The sequence below is a fragment of the Bacillus sp. SD075 genome, from assembly GCF_017355165.1.
In the GTDB taxonomy this organism is placed as follows: domain Bacteria; phylum Bacillota; class Bacilli; order Bacillales; family DSM-1321; genus Peribacillus.
Genome location: NZ_JADILK010000039.1, coordinates 1 through 23,404 on the forward strand (window position 1 = coordinate 1; position 23,404 = coordinate 23,404).

Here is a 23,404-nt window from a genome sequence, read left to right on the forward strand (position 1 = left end):
GAGCTGCCTTTATGGCAGCTTTTTCTTCATGCAAATTAGGATATAATGGATGATGATTTGTTGAGTCAAAAATAGACTATGCCCCATTGGTTTTTACGTTAATTAATAATAAAAGCAGACGGTACAGGGAGAATCATAGAGGATTCCCGCTGTACCGTCTGCTTTTAAATAGGCCTTTCAAATGTGCAATAATATTACCAACTATTTTTCAAAACAATTTTTCCTATCGCCTTGCCTGACTCCATGTATTCATGGGCTTTTGAGACTTCATCAAACGTAAAAATATTCGGATCCAAAAGCGGACGCAGCTTCTCTTCCTCAACCAACCTAGCGACCTTCTTTAAAATTTCCCCATAATGCTTATGCATGTCCTTGTTTAATATCTTCAACAACATAAAGGTTACATGTAGAGAAAGTCCTTTTGAATGCACTGGTGAGAGGTCATGAGTCGAACGGGCAGCAATGGCTGCTACCGTTCCATGTACCGCGGCCGCCTCAAAAGAGCGATCAAGGTTTTCTCCCCCTACCGTGTCAAACACAACGTCAAATCCTTTTCCATCCGTATATTTTTGTACATAGTCGTGAACGCTTTCTTCTCGGTAATTAATAGGCACATCTGCACCAAGGCGCGTGCCTATTTCCAGCTTCTCCTGCGAAGAGGCGGTTGCATAGACTGTTGCGCCTCCCCATTTGGCCAGTTGAATGGCAATGTGGCCAACACCGCCGGTGGCTGCATGGATCAGTATATCCTGTCCAGGGACAAGATTTGCCCGATTAAATAATGCTTCCCATGCGGTAATGGCAACTAAAGGTAAAGCCGCGGCTTCTTCCATCGTTAAATTTTTCGGTTTGTGAGCCAGTAAATCAGCATCTGCTAGCATATACTCTGCAAGTGCACCGCCAGTTCCTTTAAAACCACCCGCGCATCCAAACACTTCATCGCCAACTTTAAACTCAGTTACACCTTCACCCACTAAAGATACCAAACCTGCAACATCCCCATGTAATACTGCCGGGAACTCAGGGGCAACGGCTGGAACTGCACCAGCACGGACTTTCGTATCAATAGGATTTACACTTGTAGCCTTGACTTGAATAAGTACATGTCCAGGTTTGAGTTCAGGTTTTGAAATCTCTTTAAATTGAAATACGGATGGTTCACCAAAAGATTGAATAATTTGTGATTTCACTTTGGTCACTCCTATTTATTTTATGTGAAGATGCCTCTTCACCTATTCATGTTAAGGATGAATACACCGGGGACATTACCATCCGATTTTATTAGTAACATCTTTAATGATGAATAGTATGAAAAGAGGGAATATTTAGTATTCTCTTGCAAAATCTATCATACTTTAAATAATATAAAATGAAAAGTACGCACATTTTTGTTGAATAGGATAAAAGTTGTAACAATGTATTTCAGTTGATTCAGGATCTCATAATTATCTAATCTGCTTATTGGATCCCCCTCCATGGTTGTAGTTATTTTAGGTGATTTTCTTCTTCTTAGGCAGTTCTTCTTTTCTGGTCCTATAGGGACAGGTCAGTTCAATGAAGATAATATATAATTTGGATGAATGCACAAAGTTTTGATGAAAATGGAAAGGAAGCATGAATATGACAGAAATGATACCACTGACATTGGAGAATGTGGAGCAATGTACCGAACTCTATATGAACGTTTTTAATAGTGAACCATGGAATGAAAGATGGACATATGAAACAGCTAAAGAGAGACTTTCAGACTTATTGCATACGCCTAAATTTCTTGGGTTTTTATTTCATATTGATCACAATCCAGTTGGTTTCATTGCTGGAAATAGTAAAGTGTCTTATCAAGGGGTAACTTATTATTTGGCAGAACTGTGTGTGAATAATGAAATGCAAGGTAAAGGGCATGGCTCAAAAATGCTTCATTCTTTAGAAGATGAACTACAGAAAAGAGAGATTAAAAGTCTATATTTATTAACGGCTAACGACGGGCTTGCAGAAGCATTTTATCGGAAAAATGATTATGTTGTAAATGAAGATAGGGTGGTTATGAAGAAAAAATTATTCCCTTAATCTTAGTCCTAAGGAAAGGGAAAAGGCGAAAAAAATTGTTTTGAAAAGCAGTCAGAGGATGGGATGAACAATGTCAAAATCTATAAAAATGTATCAGTTAAGCCGAAAAGTACATAAGTGGACTGGACTAATTTTATCCGTTTTTTTTATGTTCATCGCAGTCACAGGCCTCGTGCTAGTTTATATGATACCACTTGGAGTGGCTGATGAGTTAAGGACGGGGAAAGAAGTGGGTCCAGATCAAGCGATACCTATGGAGAAGGTCGTGTCCATTGCTACGTCTCAGGATCTTCCAGGTGTGGAATCGGTTGAAGATATATTCAGAATTGAATATAGACCAAGTGCAAATGTGTATCAAGTGCGCTTTAATAACGGTCAAGGTGTTCAAATAGATGTGAGCACAGGAAAAGTGTTATCCACAAAACCGGATTATTCGACTTTCCTCATTACTTTGCATGATGGATCGTTCTTTGGAGATTGGTATAGATACACTATCCTCACAATGACCGGTTTATCCTTAATCCTGCTGTCATTTTCAGGGTATTATATGTTCGGGTATCCTCTCTATAAGCGTCTGATGGCGAAAAAAAAGCAATCTTAATAGGAGGTGGTTATGTGTCTATAAAAGGTTTGAATCATTTATTATTTTCAGTTTCGAACTTAGAGAGTTCCATAGAATTTTATCAAAATGTTTTTGATGCGAAATTATTAGTTAAAGGCAGAACCACAGCTTATTTTGATTTGAATGGAATGTGGATTGCCCTGAATGCAGAAAGGGATATCCCCCGTAATGAAATAAGCCAATCATACACACATATAGCATTTTCCATAGAAGAAGCTGACTTTATGAACATGTACGGAAAACTAATGGAACTGAATGTAAACATCCTGTCAGGCCGTCCAAGAGATGCAAAAGATAAGAAGTCCATTTATTTCACTGATCCAGATGGTCATAAGTTTGAGTTCCATACAGGTTCTTTACAAAATAGAATAGATTACTACAAACAAGAAAAAACACATATGGAGTTTTTCGACTAATGAGTAAGCTACTTTCAAATGAAAAGGGGAATATTCATGAAAACCATCGGCCTTATTGGCGGAATGAGCTGGGAGTCATCGTTAGAATATTATCGACTCATTAACGAAGAAGTAAAAGCAAAATTGGGAGGTTTGCATTCAGCCAAGTGCATTTTATATAGTGTCGATTTTCAAGAAATCGAACGCTATCAAGCTAACGGAGATTGGGAAAGCTCTGGAAAGTTATTAGGCGATGTAGCTCTGTCTTTGGAAAAGGCAGGTGCCGAAATGATTGTAATTTGTACGAATACGATGCATAAAGTGATTGGATATATTGAAGAAAAAGTCAGTTTGCCGATTTTACACATTGCTGATTCAACAGCTAACCAAATTCAAAAGTCCAAAATCAGTACGGTTGGTTTACTTGGCACTAAATATACGATGGAGCAAGACTTTTATAAAAAACGAATGGAGTCCAAGGGTATCAAGGTTTTAATACCAAATGATGAGGATAGAAAAGTCATCAATAAAGTAATGTATGAAGAATTATGTTTAGGGGAAATTCAACCATCATCAAGGGATTATTACAAAAAGGTTATCAAGGGGTTAGTTGACGGTGGAGCTGAAGGAATAATATTAGGGTGCACAGAAATTGGATTATTAGTAAAACCAGAGGATTCAGAAGTGCCATTATTTGATACGGCTGTAATCCATGCCATTGAAACGGTTAATATGGCATTAGAAAAATGAATGGACTGGACATGGTGCTTCAATAAAAGGGGTTGCTGCGGCAGCCTTTTTTTGTGGAGATGGAGGGCAGGATCATTTAATAGTGGGTAGGCTGATTGAAAAAAATGAATAAACGATCATATAAGGTCAATTCTATATACAAGAATGATAAAAAGGAGATTACAACGTGAAGCCATATGAAATAAAAAATATGATTATTGATGACGAGTTTGATGGTGAAGAATCGGTTACAGCTGATTTTACTCACAATTATAAGGAGTATAGCATTACTTTAAAAAAAGCAGATCTTGAAATAATTAATACATGGGTTTTGGAGGATGGTTCATCTCTTCCAGCAAATTTATCAGGTACTATCATTGAATCGATAAGGGAGGATATTAAAAAGAGAATCTAGTCATTTGTACTAGATTTTTTTTGATCATCTCCTTAATGGAAGAAAAGTTTAGCCTTGTGTAAATTGGAGATAAAAAAGATAATGAGGTAGGAATAAAGATGGCAAAACAAAGAAGGTTAGTTTTGTGAATGAATAAAATATTGAAATTGTCAGAAAATAATGTAAAATGAGATTAACAACTTAACTAAATACCTAATGCCTATTCATTAGCTATTAAAAAATAACCTTTTTTAATAACAACTGATGGACCAGATGGCTATCTTAAACAATTACTATCATTTAGTGATAGTGATGTTTAAGGTAGCCATTTTTTTGCGATTATGTAAGCGCTTAATAAGGGTTTGGTTGAAAACTTAGTGAGTTGCGCAATTAGGAGGTATTTATCAGGATTTAATCTTAGTTAAAGGAGGTATATGGCGTTAACGTCTAGATCAAAAGACAACGCATTAGTGGGACTTATCTACTTTAAACCAATTAAAGGGTAAAAGGAGGAAAGGTGATTTATCTTGAATTCAAGAAAGTAGTTATGGCTTATGGCTTTTATTTAGACCAAATAAATTGCTGTGTCCATGGTTTTGCATAAGTTTTACTAAGCAATCTCACTTTAGTGGCTATGACTTTCATTAATAATAAGTATTGAAAGGGGATGTTCTATAATGGGGAAAACTCAAACGAACCAAACATGGGTTATTGTGTTCATCGCTTGTTTTCTGGGCCTCATGGTGGATGGAATGGACATACAGTTTCTAGCATTAACTCTTCCTAGTTTAATGGATGAATTCCAAATTACTAAAGCTACTGCAGGAATCATCAGTACATGGTCCTTAATAGGTATGGCAACTGGCGGAGTTGTAGGTGGCTGGTTATCTGACCGATACGGTAGGGTAAGAATGGCAACCTATATGATGGTTATTTTTTCTGTTGGTACAGCTTTGCTTGGCTTTGTGCAAACATATGAGCAATTTTTAGTCATTCGTTTTATAGGTGCTATAGGGATAGGAGCGGAATACTCTATAGTCACGATGCTTATGGCAGAATATGTACCAACAAAAAGACGAACGACTATCTTGGGGTCATTACAAGCAGCTTATTCAGTAGGATACCTAGTGGCAGCCTTATTGGCAGGTGCAATCTTGCCGGATTACGGATGGCGGCCTCTTTATTTTTTATCCATTTTCCCTGTAATTCTGGCGATTTATATCAGGCGCAATATACCAGAACCTAAAAGCTGGGTAGATGCAAAAATACAACCTAAAAAAGCAAAGAAAAATGAATTATTTACGATTTTCAAAGATCCAAAATTAAGAACAATTTTCCTCTTCTGGATTATTACATCCACCTTTTTGCAATTTGGTTTTTATGGTGTAGGAACATGGTTGCCGACGTATATTGTAGATGAATTAGGTTTCGATTTTAAAAAGATGACAGGGTACCTTGTAGGAACCTATACAGCATTGATTCTCGGAAAGGTTCTTGCAGGTTGGTTAGCAGATATAATTGGTCGTCGTACAGTGTATGTAATTGGTGGTTTATCCACTGCAATTTACTTACCAATACTTATCGTATACCAAACACCAGCCAATATTATTATTTTACTTACCATATTTGGATTTCTCTATGGTGCACCATATGGGGTTAATGGTACGTATATGAGTGAAAGTTTCCCCACACATATTCGTGGTACAGCTGTAGGAGTATCCTATAACATCGGGCGATTTGGTGCAGCGATAGCACCTGTTACCATTGGAATTATCGCGGAATCCCATTCTATCGGATTTGGCCTGGCCATCCTTGGTATAGCCTATGCTTTAGCCGGAATTATTCCTGCATTATTTATCAAAGAAAAAATGTATGATCCATTTGAAAATAAATCTAAGGGGCAGATCGATAGCGATTCAGGCAATCATTCGGCGTAACTAATTTTAAAGCGTATAATGAAAAAATATATGTTATCAAATCCCATTAAATAAATAAGGTAAAAGTGCAAAAAGGAGTTGCAGCTGCAGCTCCTTTTTTCTAATGCAATAAATGGTGGGGATAGTTGAATGAAGAAAAGTGGAATGTTTATCCAAATGATGGTATTTTAAGTTGAAGTATGCTTGTTGATTCGATTTAAGTATGAACGACTTTCAGAGAGGGATGGGACAATGGGAAGTAAATGGCCAAATGAAATGAAAGTAGCGCAAATTCGGTTTGCACGTCCTACTGATCAACTAAAAAAGGTTGTAAACTTCTATTGTGAAGGGGTAGGTTTGAAAAAAATCGGTTCTTTTGAAGGGCATGAGGGATATGACGGCATCATGATAGGGCTTCCTCATTCCAGCTATCATTTAGAGTTCACTCAACATAAGGAGGGCAGTCCTTGTCCTGCCCCATCAAAAGATAATCTGCTAGTCTTTTATATTCCTGAAGGTAAAACCATTGAAGAAATTACAAATAGATTGAAAGGTATGGGGTATGGACCGGTTTCTCCGGAAAATCCATATTGGGAAAAATCGGGTGTTACTTTTGAAGATCCGGATGGTTGGAGAGTAGTTTTAATGAATTCGCCTGGAATAGGAAATTAAATTTTTAATCAGCAATGGAAATGAAAACGACCGAAAAGCATCATGCTTTTCGGTCGTTTTGGATTTATGAAGACATCGTGATCCCGCCATTGATGTGAATGCACTGTCCCGTTATATAGGCACCTTCATCAGAAGCTAGCAGCACATAGGCGCCTGCATGATCTGTCGGCTGCCCAGGGCGGCCAAGTGGTGCCTCGGTACCGAATTCGGCAACGGATTGTTCGTCGAATGTCGCCGGGATGAGTGGCGTCCAAATCGGCCCTGGTGCCACCATATTGACCCGAATCCCTTTTTTAGCCACATTCTGTGCAAGGCTGCGTGTGAAGCCGACGATTGCCCCTTTTGTCGCCGTATAATCCATCAGTGTTGCATGTCCTCTGTACGGGTTGATTGAGGTTGTGTTGATGACCGCATTGCCTTGTTTCATATGAGGAACTGCGTGCTTGCTCATGTAAAATACTGAATATATATTGGTGCGGAACGTTTTATCCCATTGCTCGTCCGTGATATCCTCAATGTTTTCCGTCGGGAATTGCACTGCTGCATTATTGACGAGGATGTCCAGCTTTCCGAACTTGTCCAGCGTCTTCGTAATCAATTCCTTACAATTCGCTTCAACGGAAACATCACTTGGAAGCAGGAGGCAGCGAACGCCTTCCGCTTCAATCATCTGCTTTGTTTCTTCGGCATCACTGTGCTCATCTAAATAATTCACAACCACATGGGCGCCTTCCTTTGCATAAGCAATGGCAACTGCACGTCCGATGCCGCTATCTCCGCCTGTAATCAAGGCAACGCGGTCCTTTAACTTACCGCTTCCTACGTAATCCTTTGGCTGAATCGGGAGTGGATTCATCTCTGATTCAATGCCAGGCTGTCTTTCCTGTGTTTGTCCGGGCTGTCCATTTTTTTGCTGTTCATATATATTCAAAGAAAATCTCCTCCTCTTAAACTATTGATCTAGTCATACTTTAGCCTTAAAAAAGTACAGTTAAACATCTGACTCCTTTTGCGAACGATTACAACCATATCGAAGCAATTCAGTATGGAAGGAATTATGATGTTCAAAGTTGAATGGCATTCCAATAAAACGTTCAGAGGTGTTAATGTGAATTCGGTAGAAACAATACAAGCATGAACCAATAAAGAACAGTGGGTAGAAGCCTTTCCTTTTAAAAAATATAGGGAACTACTCCTCTTACTTACGGGAATATCTTGGTAGCGAAATTGATGCATATAGAACATTTGATGATATGGAGGAGGAGGGAAACGATGATTGCAGGAGTAGATGTCGGGGATAGTAATCATGTACAGCCATGTTTTTAAATCCAACCATAGCTTTTAAGAGCCTGGCTAAAAAGAATGATATACAAATAAAGGGAAAAGGCATTTTGGTATCGTATAAAGCATAGTATAAATCGTTTTTATTAATAACGTTAGCCATATCATTAATGGGAGTGAAGATCATGGAAGCATCGGTAGAACGGATTTTTTCTAATGAATTGGTGAAATTGGCTGGGCATTTTTTTCAAGTGAATGCGGGAAATCCGGTTAAACTTGGAGAGGCAGAAAACTACGTATTTGAGGTATACAGGGATGGGACGCCCTATATTTTAAGGATGACACATCAATCACATCGTACAAAAGGTCAAGTGCTTGCTGAGTTAAGGTGGATTGAGCATTTACAGAATTATGGAAGTGAAATACCTAAAGTCCTCTCTTCGAAGGAAAATAACTTAGTAGAAATGGTAAAGGGTTCGGATGGTACGGAATTTTACTGTTGCCTGTTTGAAAAAGCTCCTGGTGTAAGGATGAAAGTCACCGATGAAAATTTTGACGAAACTTTATTTTTTGAATGGGGAAGAACCATCGGACAGATGCATAAACAAACAAAAAGTTATAAGCCTGAAACAAAATATAAAAGGCTGGATTGGTATGAAGAAGAATTATTGAATGTCCAACTCTATGCATCCGATGTTCCAGAACAATTGTTGAGCCAACAAGAATTAATCATGAAGAACTTAAAGGCCCTTCCCGTTCATCAAGATAATTTTGGATTGATTCATTCTGATATACATAACGGCAATTTCCACTTTCACGAGGGGAAGGTTCATGTTTTTGACTTTGATGACTGTTCTTATCACTGGTTTGCCAGCGATTTGGCGATACCTCTGTACTATTTGATGTGGAGCTTGGAGCGTGAAGGGATAAACGGGCTCGATGATCATGCTGCCCATTTCATGAGGGAGTTCATAAAAGGTTATGAGACGGAAAATATCCTTGACCCTGTTGAATATGAAAGGATTCCTCTATTTTTAATGTTAAGGGATTTAACGTTATATAATTTTTTTCATAAAAAGTACGATTTGAAGAATGTGGATAGTCAATTATACAAAACCGTTCAAAAGATCGAGCGTAGAATAATCGAAGGCCGTCCTATTGTTCACTTCGATCCGAATGTGGTTCATTGAGGGGGATTGGAATGTCAGAAATGGAAAATAATCGACTTGCATATAGGATTCGGACAGGTGAATTGGAAGATGCGGGAGCCGTTTTGGAAATACAGAATGCCGTTATTTCCGAAGGCGAGTTTTTCATTGCCGTATCGGAGGAGTTCAATAAATCACCAGAACAACAAAGAGATTGGATAGGAAGGATATTGGAAAATGAACGAGAAACGCTCATCGTGGCCGAAATGAATGGTGAAGTGATTGGATGGATAGTATTTCAATCGGAAAATACGAAGAGAATGTCTCACAAGGGTTCATTTGGGATCATGATTAGAAAAAATTTCAGAGGCATGGGAATTGGAAAAGAGCTTATTGAAACATTATTGGAATGGGCAGAAGCCAATCCGTTCATTGAAAAGGTGAGTTTAGGAGTTTTTTCAACAAATCATCGGGCAATATCATTGTATAAAAGGATGGGGTTTATTGAAGAAGGCCGTAAAATTAAGGAATTTAAGATGAACGAATGTGAATACGTTGATGATATCATCATGTACAAATTGGTTTGAACGGACCGAAAGAGCATGAATGGATTCAATACATGCTCTTCCGGTTTTGTTATGTATCTATTTTTATAGTAAAACGATATTGATGTCATGCATCATTTAATTACTTTAACTTTCACTTGCTTTCTACCCCAAGTTAAAGCATCCGCTTCTTTTGCGATGAATACATCGATTCTGTTTCCTTTGATTGCGCCGCCCGTGTCTGCAGCGATGGCTTGTCCGTAGCCTTCGACTTCAACGATGGAGCCTAGCGGAATCACGTTCGGATCGACTGCTATCAGTTTGGCATCATCATATTTTTTTAGGTCAACGCCCATTCTTGTAGTGCCTGAGCATCCCTTGCAGCTCGCTGTATAAGCTGTACTAGTGACCGTCAGTTCTTTAACGGCTGAGCTTGCTAAACTGGTTCTTTCTTCTAATTTACTGAAGGTATGTGCACCGGCTATTCCGTCAGCGGATAATCCCTTTTGCTTTTGAAAATTCATGACGGCTTGCTTTGTACCTGTTCCATAAATGCCATCGATCGTTGATGTGTACATATCCCAGGCATTCAATAACCTTTGCAGTTCAGCTACAGGTCTTCCCATATCCCCGCTTTTCAGTACCTGTATTTTCTGATTCGTTTTTGTTCCAGCTATTCCATCGACTTTCAGTCCTGATTTTTCCTGAAACTTCTTAACGGATTCTTTTGTAATCGGTCCGAAGTAACCTGTTGCTTCATGATAGGGAAAAACCCCTTTTGTCAGTAATAATTCTTGTAATTCTTTAACATCACTATTACTCATTCCAAACGAAAGTGTGTGATCCAAAGCAGCGGCCTCGCCTTTTGTTGGCATGCAAACTCCTAGAATGAATACAGAAGCCGTTAGGATCGTTAATAAAATTTTCTTCATGTTTATCCTCCTCGTTGTTTCCTGCAGTTAAACGATTCGTTAAACGATCCCTCTTTTAGGCGCAGTTAATGAAAAACACCGCGAAGGCACTAAGGAATTGTTAAAACATGTAACAGAAAGAAAAGAAATGAGGCGGAGATCGGGTTACCATATCCTTAGTGGTTAGCTAATTCTGGAAAAGGATCGAGTTTCATATGGAACGAACGGAAACGTTGTTTGAACATGGGCATTCATTGATGACGTTTCTGTTAATAGAAATTCTATTTCACGGTTAAAGGAGGAAAACATTTTGATGAAAGCAGTTATTTTCGACTTTGATGGTTTAATTTTGGACACAGAAACGGCATGGTATGGGGCTTATAAAGAAACGATGTTTTTTTATAAATCTGAATGGCCTCTCGAACCTCTTTTTAAATGTATCGGAACGGATAATACTGAACTTAATCAGTATTTCAAAGATCAGTTGGGGGAAAGTTTTAATATTGAAGAAGTTGAATCCAGAGCAAAAAGCCTTCATGAAGTCAAAATGAAAACATCACAGGAACGTGAAGGTGTAAAGGGTTATTTAGAAGAAGCGATAAAAACATATTGAGCAATAAACGTTCAATGTAACTATAGTGAGAGTAAGGAATGACACCAAGCCGAAGATAGCAGAGTCTTCGGTTTTTCTTTTTTTACCGTTACTGGCTTTTAATAAATGTTATATTCAATGGAGGGACCAAAACGTTGAAGGAGTGTGCGAGTTTATGGGATTGCCTATCAATGATGAAGGAGTTTGGCTGCGGGAGGTCAAGGAGAGTGATCTTCCTATCTTTTTCGAGCAGCAATTGGATCCTTCCGCAAACTATATGGCTGCTTTCACATCTAAGGATCCATCAGACAAGGTGGCATTTTTGACACACTGGAAGAACATCCTATCGAACCGGGATATTCAAAAAATGACGATACTCTGCAACGGATATGTTGTGGGCAGCGAGTTATTGGATCGGGAAGCAATATTGGGGTAAAGGAATCGCTTCAGAAGCACTGCTCAACTTTTTGCCGAAAATAAAAGTCGGCCCTCTTTATGTCCGCGCAGCCAAGGATAACCTTGCATCCCTCCGAGTGTTGGAAAAATGCGGGTTTGAAAGATTCGATGAGGACAAAGGTTATTCCCATGCAAGGGGCAAAGAGGTTGAAGAATTCATTTTGAAACTGAATCAGGATACCCCAGTTAAGATATGAATATAACAATATCGTTAAACCTATGAGGAAACGGGTGACATATAATGGGATATAAGATTTTTTCCATCATTTTTATTTTATGCGGACTTTTTATAATGTGGTTCGCCATTTTTGGCAAAAAGAAAGAGATCAAAGAGTTCGGATCCGGAATGCCAACGAATTTCGTCGATGTAATTTTAATGATGATATATAAGCTATTGCCTTCCAATATTAGAAAAATCCTCCTTTTTGCATTAGGTCTGGCCATTTCTATCGGCTTTACCTATATATTGCTCAACTTATGATCATCCTTGAATTTTCCTGATTAGATAAAATAATCCTGAAACTTTATTCTTTTGGAATCGTATTACAAGAAAACGATACATAGAAGTTGTTACTATTTCTAGGAAAAAAGTGATGGCAGTGTTATCAATCATGGAGGAGGGAAGTTGACGCAAACGGAAGCCTTTAACGAAAGTTCGATGTTATTGCGCAATAAGGATAGGAAGGGAAACAATCATTGGGTAAAAGAAAGGTGAATTTCAACTCTATTGATTGCAGCTGATTCAAGGGGTGCTTATATCCAAATATCAGTATATTAATAATATGCATAATAAGGTAATATTGAATTTGTGTGATTTTGGAAAATATAAAAAAGGAAGGTATTATATGTCTGAATCGGTTCTTAAGGTTCAATCCTTAACTAAAAAAATTGGAAAAGCAACCATCGTGGACAATGTTAGCTTTGAAATTAAAAGTAATGAAATATTTGGTTTGCTTGGCCCGAATGGGGCAGGTAAGACCACTATCATCCGTATGATCACTGGTCTTATCAATCGTACGGGCGGTACTGTCATGATCAATGGCAGTGACCTCGATCATGATTTCGAAGGTGCGATGGATCAATTGGGGGCCATTGTTGAAAATCCAGAGTTTTATAAGTACATGACAGGCAGAAAGAATATCCTGCATTATGCCCGAATGTCATCCAATGACATATCCAATGAAAGAATAGAAGAGGTCATAAAGCTTGTCAAACTGGATCATGCCATTGATAAGAAGGTTAAAACATATTCATTAGGGATGCGTCAGCGCCTTGGCGTGGCACAGGCCATTTTACATAAACCGTCGTTATTGATTTTTGATGAACCGACAAATGGTTTGGATCCACAAGGGATTCGTGAGTTTCGTGATTATTTGAAAGTACTGGCAAGTGAAGGCGTCGGAATATTGATTTCATCACATTTGCTATCGGAAATGCAATTGATGTGTGATAGTTTTGCCGTTATCGAAAAGGGAAAACTGATACATACGAAAGAACATATGGTTGATGAAAAAACCGAAACGATCAATGAAGTTTCATTCACTGTCAGTGATGGGGAACTAGCTAAAAAAATCCTTCAAGAACAGTTTGTGGATATTACGATTCTCAAATTTGATGCGAAAACAATCTCCGTATCGGCCACCCGTGAACAAACGGCCGAGATAAACAGGCGTTTTAATGCAAATCAACTGGATGTCTATGAAATTGGCATTACTAGAAAATCACTGGAAGATAAATTCTTTGAAATCACTGAGCAGGAAATGAGGGAGTCTGTATGATGTCCTTAGTGAAAAATGAATGGATGAAAATCTTTTCAAAAGTATCAACTTATATATTCATCGCTTTTCTTTTATTGGCAGCATTAGGGGCTGCAGTCATCGATTATAAACTAAGTCCCGAAACGAGTGAAGATTGGAAGCAAGAGTTAAAGGCAGATATACAAGAACAGCAAAAGGCTATGGAAGCTAAGGAAATCGGTGAAGATGAAAAAGCCGCGATCATGGACGAAATTAATTACAACAAGCAACTGTTGGCTGATAATATAAATCCTGACTTAAACACGAATTGGACCTATATGGCGGAATGGACTACATCATTAACATCATTTGTCACTTTATTCGTCGTTATTGTTTGCAGCTCGCTCGTTTCCTCGGAATTTTCGGATGGTACCATTAAACAGCTGTTGATCAGGCCTTATAAACGTTGGAAAATTCTACTTTCCAAATATATTACCTCCCTGCTATTTGCAGCGTTATTACTGGCGAGCCTCCTTATTTTCAGTTATCTAATCGGAATCATATTCTTTGGCAATGGCTCGTATTCAGACAAAATCATGGATCCCGCATCTTTCGGTGAATTCAGTCCGGTGGTAGTCGGCGAATATTTCGTGGACATGATCGTTTACTGGATACCAGGATTCTTGGTCATCACGACCATCGCTTTCATGTTAAGCACATTATTTAAAAACCAAGCACTTGCAGTAGGTATATCCATTTTCATCCTATTTGCTTCTTCGACACTGAATATGGTCATTCAATCATTCATCGGTAAATACGAGTGGTTAAAATTCGTCTTATTCCCCCACCTTGATTTAAGGGGCTATATTTCCGGAACCATAGAAATGTTCGATGGGGCCACCCTTGGATTTTCAATGGGTGTACTCGGCATCTATTATCTTATCTTTTTAGCGCTAACTTTCTTCTTCTTCCAGAAAAAAGATATCACTAATTAAATAATCCTTACAAAAACCGAAATCAGTGGCTGATTTCGGTTTTTTCCTATTGATGCCATGAATTTTGCCGAGAGTGAAATATAAATTGAAGATTTGCATGTATTGCTCGAAGCAGCTCAACAGTAATGGCGAAGGAATTACCTGTATTCTCCACATATAACTTATTTATTATCTTGAGATAAGGGAGGGAAAAAGTGGTTATTCCCTATCCCCAGAACCGTTGGTATAACTCAGTTTATACTCTGCGAAGAGGCAGTCGTTCATTTAATCGGAAAAATCAGGGCCTTCACGTTTTACCAGGCGTGTCGGGATCCTTGGCAGGATCTTCCCCTTAAAACCTTTGTCATTCATGCTTTTCTTTATAGATAAAGTAGTCGAAGTCTGCGTACTGACCTTGACCGGATGTATCCTGGCACTGCATGCCCACAAAGGCCCCAGTAAAGAATCCTCCTCCTTGAATATAATCATCTGAGAGTTTGTATGATTGGAATGTGATCGGAATCAGTGTCCAGCTTTCGCCATCGAATGAATAGGAGTATTCGTAAATCGCCGTTTTCACATCCACCCGTAGGTAAACATAGTCGACATCGTGCGGAATGATAATTTCCTTATCCTTAAGCGGCAGATCGAAAGAAAAGTTATCACAGGTCACGAGCTCAAGGATTCTTCCCTTTTCCTCGTGCCAGGAAATCTGAAGTGATGTCCAATTTTGCGTATTATAGTAGTTTACTAACCCTGCTGATTGTTGGAAGGTATCTGGCCTGAAAGCTACTTTGGTTTCTGCAGTGAAGGTAAAGTGCTGCCAGCGTCTTGCGACAAAGGCTTGTGTGAATTTTGATGTTAGCGATTCTTTACCGTATATACGTAAATGTCCTGGATTATCATTTAGTGAAACGATATCCCCACCAAGTGGGATACGTAAGGTTTGGAAATGTGGATTCAATGTCTTGAAATTGAAATCATCCTTTTCCTCATATCCCTTTTTCCACTTCACTTCCTTGATGTCCGGGCCTTCAATTTCTTTAGATGGCTGGTTGCCTCCAACCACATAAGGCCAGTCGTTTTTCCATTCCAAGCGTTGGATGGCCGTTTCTCTTCCTAATGGGCAGAATCCTCTTGGATCCAATAGGGGTTGGTTGTCCTTCGGTAATGGGCGGCCTGTTAAATGAACTAGAAACCATTCATTTGTATGTGTTTGAATGATGGATGCATGTCCGGATTTTTGCAGCGGGTTTCTGGGATATGGCATGGAAGTGATCAACGGATTCTCAGGATGCACTTCATAGGGTCCCCGTAAATCTACTGAACGGGCGATAGTGGCTTGATGATCATATTTTGTCCCGCCTTCTGCTGTTAACAGGTAATAATGGCCATTCATTTTATATAAATGCGGAGCTTCCGTCAGTTTGATATCCGTTCCCTTGAAGATGATTTCAGCTTTTCCGATAAGTTTCTTTTGGTCAACACTATATTCCTGGAGCACGATTCCATAAAAATTATGATTGCCGAAGCGATGATCCCAAAACATGTTAACGAAATACTTCCTGCCATCATCATCATGGAATAGAGATGGATCAAAGCCTGAGCTGTTCATGTGAATGGGATCTGACCACTCCCCATCGATGGTATCGCAAGTAACCAGGTAATTGTGACAATCCTTCCATTGACCTTCTGTAACCTTCACATCGGTATAGATGAGCCAGAATTTCCCGTCACTATAAGATAAAGCGGGTGCCCATATTCCCCCGGAATCCGGGTTACCGATCATATTCAATTGACTCAGCCGATTCAGAGGCCTTGATGCCAATCGCCAATTCTTTAAATCCTTTGAATGGTAAATCCCTACACCGGGAAACCATTCAAAAGTTGAAACAGCAATATAATAATCTTCCCCAGCGCGGCAAATGCTTGGGTCGGGATTGAATCCAGTTAAAATGGGGTTTTGAATCGTTGTCATGGGTCATCCACCTCTTATATTGAATTTTTTATGAATAAATGCAATGAATAGCATGGAGCGGTAATTTTTTTAAAAAAATGTATGCGCTTTCTTTTATGCATGGTCCTTTTTTAATAGGAATCCATCCCTAGAAGGAGGCTGTGATATCCGTGGAATATGATCCATGGGCATTTTTAAAATGGGCAAAATTCACAACTATTCCTGAGGACAGTTTCCTATTCAAATTTAAGGGTTTGTGATCTTTAGAGTATCGCTTCTATATTTGGAATATCATCCTTGAAAAAGTTTTCGACGGAAAATGCGGCTACCCCCAAAGCTGTTGAATGGGTTGATAACTCTGAAAAATTAATTCGTAAATCTTCTTGGTGAAACCATTGTGTTTGATTGACCATTCGTTCGTTTAATGGATCAGTCAGCCATTGTTTCGCAGAAGCCATCCGATTGCCTATGATGACCTGTTGGGGGTTGAAGATATTAATGATGTTATTGATGCCGACGCCTAAATAGTCACCGATATATTCAAATAAGTGAATGGTTTTTAAATCTCCATCTTCCGCAAGAGACAATAAACTTTCCAAGGAAAGCTCCTCGTCTGCAGGTGGGGCTATTCCTAAACGCATGGCTTGTTTCATTAAGGATTGTTCCGATGCATACAGTTCCCAGCATCCTACATTTCCGCATCTGCACTCCGCACCGTGAATATCGATCGTCATATGGCCCAATTCACCAGAAAGCCCATTATTTCCTCTGTAGAGATGATCATTAAGAATGAGGCCGACGCCTATCCCGATTCCAACACTTACATAGACAATATTGTTGAAATCCTTGCCTGCACCAAATTTTTTCTCCCCATAAGCACCAGCATTCGCTTCGTTTTCAACGATGACAGGAAGACTGTATTTCGTTTGCATCAATGATTGTAAATCGATGTTTTTCCAACCGAGATTAGGTGCGAGCAAGATTGTTCCGTTTGTGCTGACCGTTCCTGGAACCCCGATTCCAATTCCTATGATACCGTATGGACTTTGCGGTGCAGAAGAGATGAGGTGATCGATTGTTTCGTACAATTTGACCTCAAGTTCTTCGAATGATGGCTCATTGAATTTCAAAGTTTTTTCGTGACAGATATTCCCCTCGAGGTCTGTTAGCACCCCCAATAAATAATTGACGCCTAAATCGATACCAATGGAATATCCAGCTGCCTGGTTAAAGAGCAGCATGACTGGCCTCCTGCCACCGCTTGATTCGCCTGGACCCGATTCATAGATGAACTGTTCTTCCAGCAATTCACTTACGAGAGAAGAAACAGTCCCCTTGTTCAAACCGGTGTGGGCAGCAATTTCAGCCCGTGAAATGGGCGAACGATCCTTGATGGTTTGCAGAACTAATGATTTATTTCCTTCCTTGACTACATGTTGATTCCACGTTTTATTCAATCTCATTTTCACCTTCGTTTATTAAGACTTTATTACATTGTAGCATTTTATAAAACGATTATAAACTTTGTTTGTTGACTAGACAAACGATGTGCGGTTTGATAATCTATTAATGAGTAAAAAAACAGAATAATCAATATTTTGATATCTAGGGGAGGGTTAGGAATGGGTAAAAAGAAAGCGTTTACATTATTATTTGCCGTTATATCATCTATTTTATTAATCTCAGGTTGTTCAGGATCAGGTACTGAAAAAGCGAGTTCCGATGGCAAAAAAGTGGTTAAATTCATGCATTTATGGCCGGAAGGAAGTTCTAAAACGCATAATCAGATTGTAAAAGAGATCATCGGGGATTTTGAAAAGGAAAATCCTGATGTGAAAATCGACCTGGAAGTACTAAGTAATGAGCAATATAAAGATAAATTAAAAGTACTATCCACTTCTGATGAATTACCGGATGTGGGGATGACCTGGGCAGCGGGGTTCTTGGAGCCTTATGTCAAGGGCAAGAAGTTTGCCCCGCTGAATGATTTATTGGAAGGGGATCTTAAAGATCGTTTCGTATCAGGAACTGCAGAAGCTTACGAAATCGACGGCAAAACCTATGGTCTCCCTTTGGAATTGAATGTTGCGAATGTATTCTATAACAAAGCGATATTTAAAAAATATGGCCTAGATGCCCCCAAAACGTATGAAGAATTCGAACAGGTAGTGAAAACGCTATCCGCCAAGGGAGTAGCACCCATCGCACTTGGCAATAAAGACCGTTGGACAGGTTCATTGTGGTATATGTATTTGGCTGATCGCATGGGCGGTTCAGACGTATTGACAAATGCAATCAATCGATCTGGCTCTTTTGAAGATCCTGCATTGGTTTCGGCAGCGGAAAAAGTCCAGGAACTTGTAGATATGGATGCTTTCGTGAAAGGCTTTAATGGTTTATCCGATGAGGAAGCTAAAAGCATGTTCATGAACGAACAGGCAGCGATGTATTTGATCGCTACTTGGGACTTGCCCAATTACACGACAAATGAAGGGGTTCCCCAAGAGTTCAGGGATTCTGTAGGCTATTTCAAATTTCCTACAGTCGACGGGAAAGGGGACATGAACAGTTTCGTTGGCGGACCTGGTGTTGGGTTATTCGTTGCAGAGGATTCGGCAGTTAAAGAAGAAGCGAAGGCATTTACATCATTCTTCGTAAAAGAATGGGGAGAAAAATCCGTGACTAAAGCAGGCGTGATTCCCGCAACGAAAGTTGATGCTGAGTCTTTGGATCTTCCGCCAATGTATGTGGATGTGTTGAATGAATTGAATGCAGCAACGAATATCACTTTATTTGCCGACGTTCAAATGAATTCAGATGTAGCGCAAGTCCACTTGGATATGATCCAGGCTTTGTTCGGTAAGGAAGTAACACCGAAAAACTTCGCAAAAGAACATGAAGAGGCCCTTTCGAAAGAATGATTGATAGAACCCGATTTCACTTTAAGTAATCTTAGTCAACAAATGAGAAGGGCATATCCTTGATGATGGATAGTCCTTTTCAACTTTTTATGATGGGGTTGAATGGTTATGAATAAAGTAATGTCCAATAAGTGGATTATAGCCTTGTATGTCCTTCCTGCGCTCTTATTAATCGCTGTACTCATATTCATTCCATTATTTTTAACGGGATATTATGGATTGATGAAGTGGGATGGAATCGGCCCCATGGAATTCATTGGGCTGGAAAATTACATTGAAGCATTGAAAGACGATAAATTTTGGTATAGTGCCTGGCATTCCTTTTTGCTGGCGATATTCTCCACTCTCAGTTTAGGGATCTATTTATCGATATCACTTGTGTTAGCTTCAAAAATAAAAGGATCCGATCTTTTGAGGAAAATATATTTGATTCCGATGCTTTTGTCTTCAGTTGCGATAGCGCAGCTTTGGATTAAAGTGTTTAACCCGACGAACGGAATGTTGAATAGTCTGCTTATGGCAATAGGGATCGAAAATCCCCCGGCATGGCTGGCGGATCCGACCATTGTGCTCTATGCGATATTCATCCCGATCTTATGGCAATATGCCGGTTTTTATATTTTGATTTATTATGCAGCTTTGAAAAACATTCCTGAGTCATTGGTGGAAGCGGCAAAAATAGATGGGGCAACCAGTTTTCAAATCGCTTGCAAAATCAAATTGCCATTAATAATGGGTGTGGTTAAGGTGACCATCGTATTGGCTGTAGTCGGATCCTTGAAGTACTTTGACCTGATTTACGTAATGACTGGCGGCGGACCGAACGGATCTAGTGAGGTCATGGCATCCTATATGTATAAGCTGGCCTTCTCGAGCAATAATTTCGGCTATGGCAGTGCAATTGGCTTTTTATTATTGATCATCACCCTGATCGTGACGGTCTTCGTCCGTAAAGCGACAGCTACAAAAGAAGAAATCCAATACTAAGGGAGGTTTCATAATGGGGCGCGTGGGTTACTTTTTTCTCTATCTCTTATTATCGCTGGTAGCCGTTATTCAAATCTTCCCGGTCATTTGGCTATTCCTGTTTTCCTTAAAGGATAACCGTGAAATCTTTGCAGGTTCTCCGTTTGCATGGCCAGTCGAATTAAGATGGGAAAATTATGCAAAGGTCTGGGAAAGCGGTATAGGCATTTACTTCTGGAATAGTATTTGGATTACAGGCATAGCGATCATTCTTACTGTTTTATTAGCGAGCATGGCGACTTTCGCCATTTCACGGATGAGGTGGAAATTAAGCAAGCTTGTGTTGGGATTGTTCATGGTAGGACTGATGATCCCGATCCATTCCGCAATAATCCCCTTATTCAGCATGTTCCTAAATATTAATCTGATTGATAATCCATTTTCGATAGTGATAACGTATACAGCTTATAACTTACCCATCACCATGATGATCCTGCTTGGGTTCTACTATACCTTGCCGGTTGAAATAGAAGAGGCAGCCATCATTGATGGATGTTCGGTCCACAGGATGTTCTTCCAGGTCATTCTTCCGATGACGTTACCGGTCATGTCGACAACCGTCATTATCAATATGATTTATAATTGGAATGAATTCGTGTTCGTCAATACGTTTATAAGTTCAGATAAATATAAAACGCTGACAGTGGGCATCCAAAACTTCATCGGGCAATATATGACGGACTGGGGGGCAATTGGGGCTACATTAATCATTAGTATCCTACCGATATTGCTTGCATTCGTCTTCTTTAGCAATAAAGTCGTCGAAGGGATTTCTTCGAGTGCCGTGAAAGGATAAAGAGCGATAAAATAAATCACCACACCGAAGCAAATCGATGAACGGTGGGTGATTTATTTATTTTATTTTATTTTTCTTGGATTTTATTGAAAGCATGTAAACAAAGCCACATTGTTATAAAGGCAGAAGCGCTTCCGCCGAAAATGAAGGCCAGTGCCGGAAGTGTTCTCATCATCATGAAAAGCAAGCCCAGGCAAAGCAGGATTAAAAAGCTGTTTAGCGGATTGATCAACATGATCAAAAAAGCATTCTTCATGACCTTGAACATGGGTAAGTCATAATGAACAAAAGCAGGAAATAGATAGAGTATGAATAAAGTGAATAGTAAGATGAAGGCGAATAACGGGATGTAAGTCCATGTCAAAACATCGTTTATCTGATTCTGGATATAGTAGAGGTCGATGCCGATGATGCCGGCAATGGCTGTGATGAATATTCCCAGTCCATTCCCTTTCAAGAAATCCCGTTTGAAAAATTCCCTGTAGGTTTTAAAGAGGGGAATATCAGTGTTTCCTCTTATCCAATCCCGGATGATCGCGAACATGGCTGTTGTGGATGGAAAGAATCCGAAAAGGACTCCGCCTGCAATAGTGAAAAATATCCACAAAATATGCAGATAAGCGAATTTAGTGATCCATTCAAGTATGTTATAAATGACCCGGCTGGCATTGTCCATAAATGTGTCGTTCCTCCTTGAAATGAGTAGGGCATGATGGATGAACTTTGAGAGGGAGCTGCTTAATTCATCCCATTAATAAGACTACATTCTTCATTTTACATGATTAACTAGTAAAATGGGGGCATTTTCATAAACTTAGTTTATCTAATGTACAAACTAACTAACTGTTGCTATAATGGATATGTAAGCAGTTACATTTACTGGATATCATTTCACGAAATAATAAGGGGGTAACAACAATGTCCTATTTTAACAACATCAGTAATATAAAATATGAAGGTGCCACTTCTTCAAATCCATATGCATTTAAATTTTACAATCCAGAGGAGGTCATCGGCGGGAAGACAATGAAGGAATATCTGCGTTATGCGGTGGCATATTGGCATACATTCACTGCCGATGGGTCAGATCCATTTGGTGCAGGCACGATGATCCGTCCATGGGACAAATTCAGTGGAATGGATAGGGCAAAAGCGCGTGTAGAAGCGGCCTTCGAATTCTTCGAAAAACTAGGTGTACCATTCTTCTGTTTCCATGACGCCGATATTGCTCCTGAAGGAAGTAATTTGAGAGAAACCTATAACAACTTAGATGAAATCATCGCAATGATCAAAGACTATATGAAAGATAGTCAAACGAAATTGCTATGGAATACGGCGAATAACTTCTCGAACCCCCGTTTCACTCATGGGGCAGCATCTTCAAATAATGCGGATGTTTTCGCCTATTCTGCTGCAAAGGTGAAGAAAGGGTTGGAAATCGGTAAGGAACTAGGTGCGGAAAATTATGTATTCTGGGGCGGACGTGAAGGATATGAAACGCTGCTTAACACGGATATGAAACTTGAAATGGACAACCTCGGGCGTTTCTTCCATATGGCTGTCGATTATGCGAAAGAAATCGGATTCGATGCACAATTCTTGATTGAACCAAAACCGAAAGAGCCGACAACACATCAATACGATTTCGATGTAGCGACAGGTCATGCATTCCTGCAGAATTATGGTCTCCAAGATCATTTCAAATTTAATATTGAAGCAAACCATGCCACTCTTGCCGGCCATACATTCGAACACGAGCTTCGCTATGCACGGATAAATGGTATGCTTGGTTCCGTTGATGCCAATCAAGGAGATCCATTATTGGGCTGGGATACGGATGAGTTCCCAACCGACTTGTACGCTACAACCCTAGCAATGTATGAAATTATTAAAAATGGCGGTTTAGGCCGTGGTGGCTTGAACTTTGATGCTAAAGTCCGCCGGGGGTCATTTGAATGGGAAGACCTATTTCATGCACATATTGCAGGAATGGACAGTTTTGCAGCGGGCCTGAAGGTCGCCCAAAAGTTGATCGACGATAGAATCCTTGATGATGTGATTGAAAACCGCTATAGCAGCTATACAGAAGGAATCGGGTTGGAAATCGTCGAAGGGAATACAGACCTTCGTAAACTGGAAGAATATGCGCTTGAATTGAAAGAAATCAAAAATCAATCAGGACGCTTGGAGAAAGTAAAAGCGACGATCAACCAATATTTGTTAAGAGCTTACGCAGGGGAATAAAGCTTAATAGAATGAGGTGCTG

At 39.5% G+C, this 23,404-nt stretch carries 23 protein-coding genes and 1 pseudogene; 18 read left to right on the forward strand and 6 right to left on the reverse strand.

Features of this window, described 5'->3' with window-relative positions; translation table 11 throughout:
* Positions 1 to 194: 194 nt before the first annotated feature.
* The gene (locus IOC57_RS19825; protein ID WP_207440310.1) at positions 195 to 1,190 is read right to left on the reverse strand and encodes a zinc-dependent alcohol dehydrogenase family protein; all 996 of its coding nucleotides are present in this window, start codon (positions 1,188 to 1,190) and stop codon (positions 195 to 197) included.
* Between the two features lie 430 nt (positions 1,191 to 1,620).
* Between IOC57_RS19825 and IOC57_RS19830 the strand changes: the two genes are divergently transcribed.
* From IOC57_RS19830 to IOC57_RS19860, 7 genes are all read left to right on the forward strand, one after another.
* On the forward strand, positions 1,621 to 2,067 hold the full coding sequence (locus tag IOC57_RS19830; RefSeq protein ID WP_207440311.1) for a GNAT family N-acetyltransferase: 447 nt from the start codon (positions 1,621 to 1,623) through the stop codon (positions 2,065 to 2,067).
* A gap of 70 nt (positions 2,068 to 2,137) precedes the next feature.
* On the forward strand, positions 2,138 to 2,668 hold the full coding sequence (locus IOC57_RS19835; RefSeq protein ID WP_207440312.1) for a PepSY-associated TM helix domain-containing protein: 531 nt from the start codon (positions 2,138 to 2,140) through the stop codon (positions 2,666 to 2,668).
* Between the two features lie 14 nt (positions 2,669 to 2,682).
* On the forward strand, positions 2,683 to 3,105 hold the full coding sequence (gene fosM / locus IOC57_RS19840) for a FosM family fosfomycin resistance protein (protein ID WP_207440313.1): 423 nt from the start codon (positions 2,683 to 2,685) through the stop codon (positions 3,103 to 3,105).
* A gap of 36 nt (positions 3,106 to 3,141) precedes the next feature.
* The gene (locus IOC57_RS19845; RefSeq protein WP_207440314.1) at positions 3,142 to 3,834 is read left to right on the forward strand and encodes an aspartate/glutamate racemase family protein; all 693 of its coding nucleotides are present in this window, start codon (positions 3,142 to 3,144) and stop codon (positions 3,832 to 3,834) included.
* Positions 3,835 to 4,000: 166 nt separating this feature from the next.
* Positions 4,001 to 4,228, forward strand: a complete 228-nt coding sequence (locus IOC57_RS19850; RefSeq protein WP_063235843.1) for a hypothetical protein — start codon at positions 4,001 to 4,003, stop codon at positions 4,226 to 4,228.
* A 656-nt stretch (positions 4,229 to 4,884) separates the two neighbouring features.
* Entirely contained in the window at positions 4,885 to 6,144 is a 1,260-nt protein-coding gene (locus IOC57_RS19855) for an MFS transporter (RefSeq protein ID WP_207440315.1), read from the forward strand.
* Positions 6,145 to 6,375: 231 nt separating this feature from the next.
* Positions 6,376 to 6,795, forward strand: coding sequence for a VOC family protein (locus IOC57_RS19860; RefSeq protein ID WP_207440316.1), 420 nt, complete (start codon positions 6,376 to 6,378; stop codon positions 6,793 to 6,795).
* Positions 6,796 to 6,859: 64 nt separating this feature from the next.
* Here the strand turns inward: IOC57_RS19860 and IOC57_RS19865 are convergent, their stop codons facing one another.
* Positions 6,860 to 7,726 (reverse strand): SDR family oxidoreductase, encoded by an 867-nt coding sequence (locus IOC57_RS19865; protein WP_207440317.1) that lies wholly within the window; start codon positions 7,724 to 7,726, stop codon positions 6,860 to 6,862.
* Between the two features lie 535 nt (positions 7,727 to 8,261).
* Here IOC57_RS19865 and IOC57_RS19870 point away from each other — a divergent pair.
* Both IOC57_RS19870 and IOC57_RS19875 read left to right on the forward strand, forming a co-directional pair.
* Complete coding sequence (locus tag IOC57_RS19870) at positions 8,262 to 9,266, forward strand: phosphotransferase enzyme family protein (RefSeq protein WP_207440318.1); 1,005 nt, start codon at positions 8,262 to 8,264, stop codon at positions 9,264 to 9,266.
* A gap of 11 nt (positions 9,267 to 9,277) precedes the next feature.
* Positions 9,278 to 9,811 (forward strand): GNAT family N-acetyltransferase, encoded by a 534-nt coding sequence (locus IOC57_RS19875; protein ID WP_207440319.1) that lies wholly within the window; start codon positions 9,278 to 9,280, stop codon positions 9,809 to 9,811.
* A gap of 92 nt (positions 9,812 to 9,903) precedes the next feature.
* Here the strand turns inward: IOC57_RS19875 and IOC57_RS26595 are convergent, their stop codons facing one another.
* Complete coding sequence (locus IOC57_RS26595; protein WP_207440320.1) at positions 9,904 to 10,701, reverse strand: peptidoglycan-binding protein; 798 nt, start codon at positions 10,699 to 10,701, stop codon at positions 9,904 to 9,906.
* 292 nt (positions 10,702 to 10,993) lie between these two features.
* On the opposite strand from IOC57_RS26595, the gene IOC57_RS19885 reads away from it, so the two are divergent.
* The 5 genes and pseudogenes from IOC57_RS19885 to IOC57_RS19905 all read left to right on the forward strand — a co-directional run bounded on the left by IOC57_RS19885 (position 10,994) and on the right by IOC57_RS19905 (position 14,459).
* The gene (locus IOC57_RS19885) at positions 10,994 to 11,293 is read left to right on the forward strand and encodes an HAD hydrolase-like protein (RefSeq protein ID WP_286185070.1); all 300 of its coding nucleotides are present in this window, start codon (positions 10,994 to 10,996) and stop codon (positions 11,291 to 11,293) included.
* A 154-nt stretch (positions 11,294 to 11,447) separates the two neighbouring features.
* Positions 11,448 to 11,925: pseudogene (locus IOC57_RS19890) on the forward strand (GNAT family N-acetyltransferase).
* A 44-nt stretch (positions 11,926 to 11,969) separates the two neighbouring features.
* A complete protein-coding gene (locus IOC57_RS19895) occupies positions 11,970 to 12,209 on the forward strand; it encodes a hypothetical protein (RefSeq protein ID WP_207440322.1) in 240 nt (79 codons plus the stop codon).
* 364 nt (positions 12,210 to 12,573) lie between these two features.
* On the forward strand, positions 12,574 to 13,506 hold the full coding sequence (locus IOC57_RS19900) for an ABC transporter ATP-binding protein (protein WP_207440323.1): 933 nt from the start codon (positions 12,574 to 12,576) through the stop codon (positions 13,504 to 13,506).
* The gene (locus IOC57_RS19905; RefSeq protein ID WP_207440324.1) at positions 13,506 to 14,459 is read left to right on the forward strand and encodes an ABC transporter permease; all 954 of its coding nucleotides are present in this window, start codon (positions 13,506 to 13,508) and stop codon (positions 14,457 to 14,459) included. The genes IOC57_RS19900 and IOC57_RS19905 overlap by 1 nt, the downstream gene beginning before the upstream one ends.
* A gap of 343 nt (positions 14,460 to 14,802) precedes the next feature.
* On the opposite strand, the gene IOC57_RS19910 is transcribed toward IOC57_RS19905, so the two are convergent.
* Both IOC57_RS19910 and IOC57_RS19915 read right to left on the reverse strand, forming a co-directional pair.
* On the reverse strand, positions 14,803 to 16,416 hold the full coding sequence (locus IOC57_RS19910) for a glycoside hydrolase family 43 protein (protein ID WP_207440325.1): 1,614 nt from the start codon (positions 16,414 to 16,416) through the stop codon (positions 14,803 to 14,805).
* 242 nt (positions 16,417 to 16,658) lie between these two features.
* Entirely contained in the window at positions 16,659 to 17,858 is a 1,200-nt protein-coding gene (locus tag IOC57_RS19915) for an ROK family transcriptional regulator (protein ID WP_207440326.1), read from the reverse strand.
* A 159-nt stretch (positions 17,859 to 18,017) separates the two neighbouring features.
* Here IOC57_RS19915 and IOC57_RS19920 point away from each other — a divergent pair, with 159 nt between their 5' ends.
* The 3 genes from IOC57_RS19920 (at position 18,018) to IOC57_RS19930 (ending at position 21,138) form a co-directional block, all read left to right on the forward strand.
* Complete coding sequence (locus IOC57_RS19920) at positions 18,018 to 19,316, forward strand: extracellular solute-binding protein (RefSeq protein WP_207440327.1); 1,299 nt, start codon at positions 18,018 to 18,020, stop codon at positions 19,314 to 19,316.
* Between the two features lie 108 nt (positions 19,317 to 19,424).
* Positions 19,425 to 20,303 (forward strand): carbohydrate ABC transporter permease, encoded by an 879-nt coding sequence (locus IOC57_RS19925; RefSeq protein WP_207440328.1) that lies wholly within the window; start codon positions 19,425 to 19,427, stop codon positions 20,301 to 20,303.
* A 13-nt stretch (positions 20,304 to 20,316) separates the two neighbouring features.
* Positions 20,317 to 21,138: a carbohydrate ABC transporter permease gene (locus IOC57_RS19930; RefSeq protein WP_207440329.1), complete on the forward strand. Its 822-nt coding sequence runs from the start codon at positions 20,317 to 20,319 to the stop codon at positions 21,136 to 21,138.
* A gap of 67 nt (positions 21,139 to 21,205) precedes the next feature.
* On the opposite strand, the gene IOC57_RS19935 is transcribed toward IOC57_RS19930, so the two are convergent.
* On the reverse strand, positions 21,206 to 21,814 hold the full coding sequence (locus IOC57_RS19935; protein WP_207440330.1) for a YesL family protein: 609 nt from the start codon (positions 21,812 to 21,814) through the stop codon (positions 21,206 to 21,208).
* 242 nt (positions 21,815 to 22,056) lie between these two features.
* Between IOC57_RS19935 and xylA the strand changes: the two genes are divergently transcribed.
* Positions 22,057 to 23,382 carry a xylose isomerase gene (gene xylA / locus IOC57_RS19940; protein WP_207440331.1) on the forward strand — a complete coding sequence of 442 codons (1,326 nt, stop codon included), beginning with the start codon at positions 22,057 to 22,059 and terminating at the stop codon, positions 23,380 to 23,382.
* Positions 23,383 to 23,404 lie beyond the last annotated feature (22 nt).

Coding starts and splice junctions, on each gene's coding strand:
- IOC57_RS19830 (WP_207440311.1), top strand. CDS start 1,621: ATGACAGAAATGATACCACTGACATTGGAGAATGTGGAGCAATGTACC.
- IOC57_RS19835 (WP_207440312.1), top strand. CDS start 2,138: ATGTCAAAATCTATAAAAATGTATCAGTTAAGCCGAAAAGTACATAAG.
- IOC57_RS19845 (WP_207440314.1), top strand. CDS start 3,142: ATGAAAACCATCGGCCTTATTGGCGGAATGAGCTGGGAGTCATCGTTA.
- IOC57_RS19855 (WP_207440315.1), top strand. CDS start 4,885: ATGGGGAAAACTCAAACGAACCAAACATGGGTTATTGTGTTCATCGCT.
- IOC57_RS19860 (WP_207440316.1), top strand. CDS start 6,376: ATGGGAAGTAAATGGCCAAATGAAATGAAAGTAGCGCAAATTCGGTTT.
- IOC57_RS19870 (WP_207440318.1), top strand. CDS start 8,262: ATGGAAGCATCGGTAGAACGGATTTTTTCTAATGAATTGGTGAAATTG.
- IOC57_RS19875 (WP_207440319.1), top strand. CDS start 9,278: ATGTCAGAAATGGAAAATAATCGACTTGCATATAGGATTCGGACAGGT.
- IOC57_RS26595 (WP_207440320.1), bottom strand. CDS start 10,701: ATGAAGAAAATTTTATTAACGATCCTAACGGCTTCTGTATTCATTCTA.
- IOC57_RS19885 (WP_286185070.1), top strand. CDS start 10,994: ATGAAAGCAGTTATTTTCGACTTTGATGGTTTAATTTTGGACACAGAA.
- IOC57_RS19895 (WP_207440322.1), top strand. CDS start 11,970: ATGGGATATAAGATTTTTTCCATCATTTTTATTTTATGCGGACTTTTT.
- IOC57_RS19900 (WP_207440323.1), top strand. CDS start 12,574: ATGTCTGAATCGGTTCTTAAGGTTCAATCCTTAACTAAAAAAATTGGA.
- IOC57_RS19905 (WP_207440324.1), top strand. CDS start 13,506: ATGTCCTTAGTGAAAAATGAATGGATGAAAATCTTTTCAAAAGTATCA.
- IOC57_RS19910 (WP_207440325.1), bottom strand. CDS start 16,416: ATGACAACGATTCAAAACCCCATTTTAACTGGATTCAATCCCGACCCA.
- IOC57_RS19915 (WP_207440326.1), bottom strand. CDS start 17,858: ATGAGATTGAATAAAACGTGGAATCAACATGTAGTCAAGGAAGGAAAT.
- IOC57_RS19920 (WP_207440327.1), top strand. CDS start 18,018: ATGGGTAAAAAGAAAGCGTTTACATTATTATTTGCCGTTATATCATCT.
- IOC57_RS19925 (WP_207440328.1), top strand. CDS start 19,425: ATGAATAAAGTAATGTCCAATAAGTGGATTATAGCCTTGTATGTCCTT.
- IOC57_RS19930 (WP_207440329.1), top strand. CDS start 20,317: ATGGGGCGCGTGGGTTACTTTTTTCTCTATCTCTTATTATCGCTGGTA.
- IOC57_RS19935 (WP_207440330.1), bottom strand. CDS start 21,814: ATGGACAATGCCAGCCGGGTCATTTATAACATACTTGAATGGATCACT.
- xylA (WP_207440331.1), top strand. CDS start 22,057: ATGTCCTATTTTAACAACATCAGTAATATAAAATATGAAGGTGCCACT.